The organism is uncultured Actinomyces sp. (assembly GCA_900541895.1).
GTDB lineage: Bacteria > Actinomycetota > Actinomycetes > Actinomycetales > Actinomycetaceae > Pauljensenia.
Genome location: UWSI01000051.1, coordinates 1 through 4,993 on the forward strand (window position 1 = coordinate 1; position 4,993 = coordinate 4,993).

Here is a 4,993-nt window from a genome sequence, read left to right on the forward strand (position 1 = left end):
TTTATGCGTGCGGACATGCGTGTGGGGGCGCGGCCAAGCCGCGCCCCCACACATCAAAGTAACGATCAGTTAATCGTAAGAAGCCTTGATCAGAAGGCCGGAATCACCGAGCCATCCTTCCAGGTGTCCTCGATGTACTTCTTCACCTGGTCAGAGTGCAAAAGCTCATCCAGCTTCTTCACTGCCTCGGCCTTATCGCCTGAAACATTGGTCTTCCACACCAGGACGTTCACCGAAGGATTGTTCTCGGGGGACTCAACAGCCAGACCATCGCGCGAGGGCGCCAGGCCACCTTCCTGCGCGAAGTTACCGTTGATCACCGAGTAGTCAGTCTCACCCAGGTTAGATACCAGAACGGGTCCGTCAATTTCCTTGAAGTCAAAGTTCTTCAGCTTCTTAACGGTGTAAACATTGACATCACCGCTTGCGGGGATCTCAACAAAACCGTTCGCAGCAAGAAGGCGAAGTGCGCGCTCCTGGTTGGTGACATCGGAGATCACGCCAATGATTCCGCCCTTTTCGGGAAGCTCATTCAGGGACTTGTGCTTGGAGGAGTAGACAGCCAGGGGCTCGAGGTGAATGCCCTTACCGGGAGTGAAGTCGTAGTTGAACTGCTGCTCAGCCTTCTCCAAGTAGGGAACAGTCTGGTGGTAGGTGGCATCCACTTCGCCCTGATCCAACGCGCGGTTGGGCAGATCGTAGTCGGTGAATTCCTTGATGTTGATGTTGATTCCCGCATCCTTTGCCAGGTTGTCCTGGATGTACTTGAGGATCTTTGCGTGAGGTGAGGGGCTGGCAGCAACGGTAATGGTGGTTGCACCGTTCGACGATGATGAAGAGCCCGTAGAACCGCTAGAGCAGGCCGAGAGGACCAGTGCTGCTGCAACGCCAAGACCAGCAAGAGTACGAAGAGAACGAGAGTGACGCATGAGAGTAATTCCTTAGATTGTCTGTTTCCTACAAGCGGGGGGACCTGAGTGGCCCGGGGTAATCCCGCGAATTTTTCCTAATTACCAAGCAGAGTTCGCGACCCGGCTGGTGGATGCTCAGCGGTGATCCACCAGCCGGCTGAGCATGTCGCCAATCATTTGAATTAACTGAACGATGATGATGATCGCAACGACTGAGCAGATCATTGTGTCTGTCTGGAAGCGGTGGTACCCGTAGTCAATCGCCATTTTTCCAAGACCGCCCGCACCAACGACGCTCGTCATTGCCGAGTAGCCCACCAGGGTAATCGCCAAAACCGTCACGGACTGGATGATGCCGGGCAGGGCCTCGCGAACCAAAATGCTCCAACGGATCCGGCGGTTTGAGGCTCCAGCCATGAGGGCGGCCTCGACCTTACCGTTTTCGACGGAAAGCAGGTTGGTTTCCACCAGGCGAGCAAAGAACGGAATCGCACCGATAACCAAGGGGAAGGTCGCTCCCTGCCAGGTAGTCGCGCTACGCATGACAAATCTGGTCACCGGAAGCAGCACGATGATGAGGATAAGGAAGGGGAAAGAACGGCCAACATTGACAATCAAACCAACGATCTGGTTGATGGTCTTGTTAGGGGTAAGTCCCGTCTTCGAGGTCTGGACAAGAAGCAGACCCAAAGGAAGGCCGATGAGCACGGTAAAGAGGGTGCCGAAGAAGACCATGAGCAGGGTCTCCCAGATTGCCGGGAGGAACTGCTGGGTGAGTGCGGGGTTGTCTCCCCACGTCGGGTCACCTTTACCCAGTGGAAGCAGCGTCAGGACTGTTGAAAGAGCCGAAAGGTTCACAGCGACCTCACCTCCACATGCGCACCCTGGGCACGAAGCTGGTCAATAATCGACGAACGCTGGGCGGCGGGAACCGCCAGAGCCAGGCGACCAACTTGGACAGAACCCATCGACTCGAAAGTCCCTGCGGTCACATCCGCACCAAGCTCTGCGGCAAGATTGAGCATATTCGAACCCGTGGGAACCCCAGGATGCGACGTGAAGATCACGTCCAAAAGGATATTTCCAGATTCCCAGGGCTGGGCCTGTGCTTTTGCTTTCACCAAGTTGTTTTCTGCGGCAATTTCGCGTGCGGTCAGCTCACGATTGAAGTCCGTGACATCCAGTTCATCAACACTGGGCGCAGGAACCAATTCCTTTGCCAGAGGCGAACCCGGGTCAGCCAGAACTTCTTCGATTGTTCCGCTCTGGACAATTCCTCCGTCTTTTAGGAGTGTTACAGAATCACAGATTTCACGAACGACCGACATTTCATGGGTAATGATGACAATCGTGACGCCGGTTTCGTCGCGCACCTGACGCAGCAGTGACAGAATCGCGCGGGTTGATTCAGGGTCAAGGGCTGAGGTTGGCTCATCGCAGAGCAAGACTCGAGGGGTATCTGAAAGTGCACGCGCAATACCGACGCGTTGGCGCTGGCCACCGGAAAGCTCTGAGGGGTAGGCACCACCACGATGTTCGAGGCCGACTAGCGCAAGAAGTTCACGAACGCGTCCTTTGCGTTCCTCACGGGTGAATTCTTTTTTCGCAGCGACTTTCAGCGGGAATTCGACATTTTCTCCCGCGGTCTTGGCGTCGAAAAGGTTAGCTGCTTGGAAGACCATGCCGATCTTGCGTCGAGCTTGGCGCAGCTCGCGACCGCGAAGCTGTGACAGATCAATGTCGTCAACGATAATCGACCCAGAAGTGGGTGTTTCCAGAGCCGTCAGACAGCGAATGAGCGTTGACTTACCGGCACCCGATTGGCCCACGATTCCGTGAATACTTCCTGCTTCAACGTGCAGATTCACATGATCAAGGGCAACGACATCATCACTTCCCTTCACGGGATAGATCTTCGAGACGTCGATCAGATCAATCACTGGGCCCTCCTTTCATGCACCCTTAGAGTATGAGTCCGTGCAGGAGTGTCCAAATTTTTCGTTACACAGCTTCACATTGCGAAACTAGACGCGAGAAGAAATGCGCAGATAGCCAGGACGCTTCCTCCCAGCCAGACGCCGAAAACTAGACCCGCTGCAGACAAATAGCGATGACGGCTCAGAAGCATCACAGCGTCGAGTACGGCAGTGGAAAAGGTTGTAAATCCGCCTAAAAATCCCGTTGAGAGCAGGAAGAAAACAGGAGCATTGGGGGCAAGAATACCCGCGAGCGCACCAGCGCATGTGCATCCCAATAGATTGACCACACCGATCCCCCACTGGGGTGTTCGCTTTGCTCGACGCTTTTTGAGATAAAGATCCAGCTGCCAGCGAGAGAGCGCGCCCAGGGAACCGAAAACGCACACGAGAAGGAAGAGCAGTGGGGTCATTTCTTTGCCCCCCGAAGGCCTGGCTCCTCATGTGGAGTAAGAGAGTACCCCAAAGCAGCAAACCCAATCCCAACTACGAGCAATACAAGGCTTGCAAGCATTCCCTCGATGAGTAGAGGCAAGGAGGACCCCACCGCAGCACTCAACGGAGAAGAGACAGCTCCGGAAAGCTCACCCCCAGCAGCGGGGACTGCTGTCATTGCTTGAACTGCATTATGGATACTGGCCATGACCATGGTGGCGTATGTGGTCAAGGCGCCGGCGAATCCGCTTCCTACGACAAGCATGACTTTTCTGCGCACTGCATCCTCGCGGAAACGACCCTGTGCCCAGGCAGTGGCAAAACCAAGAAAGAAGGCTCCACAAAGATTGACAGCCACCGTAGACCAAGAAAAAACCGTAAGTTTCCCGCTACCCGTAGCAGCAAGATCCAATCCCGCACGAATTGCTGTGCCAAGGAAGGCTCCGAAAGCAACACACAACCACGAGGGAATGCGCGTGAGCCAGCTTAGGTGATGATGCGCCGATACGCCGACTTCCAGCTCATCACCTTTCAGATGCGCTCGTGTCTCCATGCCTACAAGGTTAGTCTGGGGGTATGGCATTTGCGTCGACCTTGACATCCCAGGCACACGATGGAGCGGGAAACTCGGCTTCCTCCCCTGCAAACTCGGCCTCGGAAATCACAATCGGAGAAGGCCACCCCACGCACACTCCAGGCGCCGGACGCTTCGCACCCTCCCCCAGTGGCGACCTCCACTTGGGCAATCTTCGCACCGCGTTGCTCGCGTGGATGTGGGCACGGCTCACCGGCCGACGTTTCGTATTGAGGATTGAAGATATCGACCGTGTGCGTTCGGGCTCCGCGCAACGCCAAATTGACGAGCTGCAGGCACTGGGGATTGATTGGGATGGCGAGGTTCTGATTCAGTCTTCTCGCGCGAAGTTCCATGATAAAGCTGTCAAAACACTGCTGCGTAATGGGTATGCATTCGAATGTTTCTGCTCGCGCAAAGACATCCGTGAAGCTGCATCCGCTCCTCACGTTCCACCTGGCCATTACCCCGGGACGTGCCTGCACCTGAGCGCATCTGAAATCACCCAAAAGCGCGAAGAATTCGCGGCCGAGGGACGCCGTCCCGCCCTGCGCTTGAAAGCTCCCGTATCGGAGTGGACTGTATACGACGAATATTTTGGTGAGTTCACGGGCCCTGTCGATCACTTTGTCATCCAGCGTTCTGATGGTGCACCGGCATATAACCTGGCGGTCGTCATTGATGACGCATTTCAGGGGGTTGACCAAGTGGTTCGCGGTGACGACCTCCTCTCTCAATCGCCAGGCCAAGCAATTTTGGCGCGTTTATTGGGGTATCCCACGGTCACCTACGCACATGTCCCCCTGGTGTTAGCGCAATCGGGCGCGCGGCTCGCTAAGCGCGATGGTGCAGTGACCATCGAGGAACTTGCGGAACGCGGGGTGACTATTGCCCAGATCATTGAGGTTTTAGCCCGCTCAATAGGTGTTGAAGGGGTGCATTCCGCCTCGCAGCTTCTTGAATCAATGGATCTTGAGAAACTGCGCGCACTCCCCCAAAAACCGTGGACCCCAGACTTAGAAAGGCTCTTCGCTTGATCGCTCGGCGTGACGCCTCGCCCCTCTCCCCTCCCCCGCCCGCCCCCCCGCAAATGACAC

6 protein-coding genes are annotated in these 4,993 nt (G+C 55.8%); 1 reads left to right on the top strand and 5 read right to left on the bottom strand.

The window, feature by feature from the left end:
- Positions 1–89: 89 nt before the first annotated feature.
- From QZR18_RS08165 to QZR18_RS08185, 5 genes are all read right to left on the bottom strand, one after another.
- Positions 90–929, bottom strand: a complete 840-nt coding sequence (locus tag QZR18_RS08165; RefSeq protein ID WP_178703861.1) for a MetQ/NlpA family ABC transporter substrate-binding protein — start codon at positions 927–929, stop codon at positions 90–92.
- 117 nt (positions 930–1,046) lie between these two features.
- Positions 1,047–1,769 (bottom strand): methionine ABC transporter permease, encoded by a 723-nt coding sequence (locus QZR18_RS08170; RefSeq protein ID WP_178703859.1) that lies wholly within the window; start codon positions 1,767–1,769, stop codon positions 1,047–1,049.
- Positions 1,766–2,851, bottom strand: coding sequence for a methionine ABC transporter ATP-binding protein (locus QZR18_RS08175; protein ID WP_178703857.1), 1,086 nt, complete (start codon positions 2,849–2,851; stop codon positions 1,766–1,768). The genes QZR18_RS08170 and QZR18_RS08175 overlap by 4 nt, the downstream gene beginning before the upstream one ends.
- 71 nt (positions 2,852–2,922) lie before the next feature.
- The gene (locus tag QZR18_RS08180; protein WP_178703855.1) at positions 2,923–3,300 is read right to left on the bottom strand and encodes a CrcB family protein; all 378 of its coding nucleotides are present in this window, start codon (positions 3,298–3,300) and stop codon (positions 2,923–2,925) included.
- Positions 3,297–3,875 carry a CrcB family protein gene (locus QZR18_RS08185; RefSeq protein WP_178703852.1) on the bottom strand — a complete coding sequence of 193 codons (579 nt, stop codon included), beginning with the start codon at positions 3,873–3,875 and terminating at the stop codon, positions 3,297–3,299. Before QZR18_RS08185 ends, QZR18_RS08180 begins: the two co-directional genes overlap by 4 nt.
- 23 nt (positions 3,876–3,898) lie before the next feature.
- Here QZR18_RS08185 and gluQRS point away from each other — a divergent pair, with 23 nt between their 5' ends.
- Positions 3,899–4,933 carry a tRNA glutamyl-Q(34) synthetase GluQRS gene (gluQRS, locus tag QZR18_RS08190; protein WP_178703849.1) on the top strand — a complete coding sequence of 345 codons (1,035 nt, stop codon included), beginning with the start codon at positions 3,899–3,901 and terminating at the stop codon, positions 4,931–4,933.
- The last annotated feature ends 60 nt before the right edge of the window (positions 4,934–4,993 follow it).

What these genes read in the sequence shown, in the direction of transcription:
- gluQRS (WP_178703849.1), top strand. Translation starts at nt 3,899, where the DNA reads ATGGCATTTGCGTCGACCTTGACATCCCAGGCACACGATGGAGCGGGA.
- QZR18_RS08165 (WP_178703861.1), bottom strand. Translation starts at nt 929, where the DNA reads ATGCGTCACTCTCGTTCTCTTCGTACTCTTGCTGGTCTTGGCGTTGCA.
- QZR18_RS08180 (WP_178703855.1), bottom strand. Translation starts at nt 3,300, where the DNA reads ATGACCCCACTGCTCTTCCTTCTCGTGTGCGTTTTCGGTTCCCTGGGC.
- QZR18_RS08185 (WP_178703852.1), bottom strand. Translation starts at nt 3,875, where the DNA reads ATGGAGACACGAGCGCATCTGAAAGGTGATGAGCTGGAAGTCGGCGTA.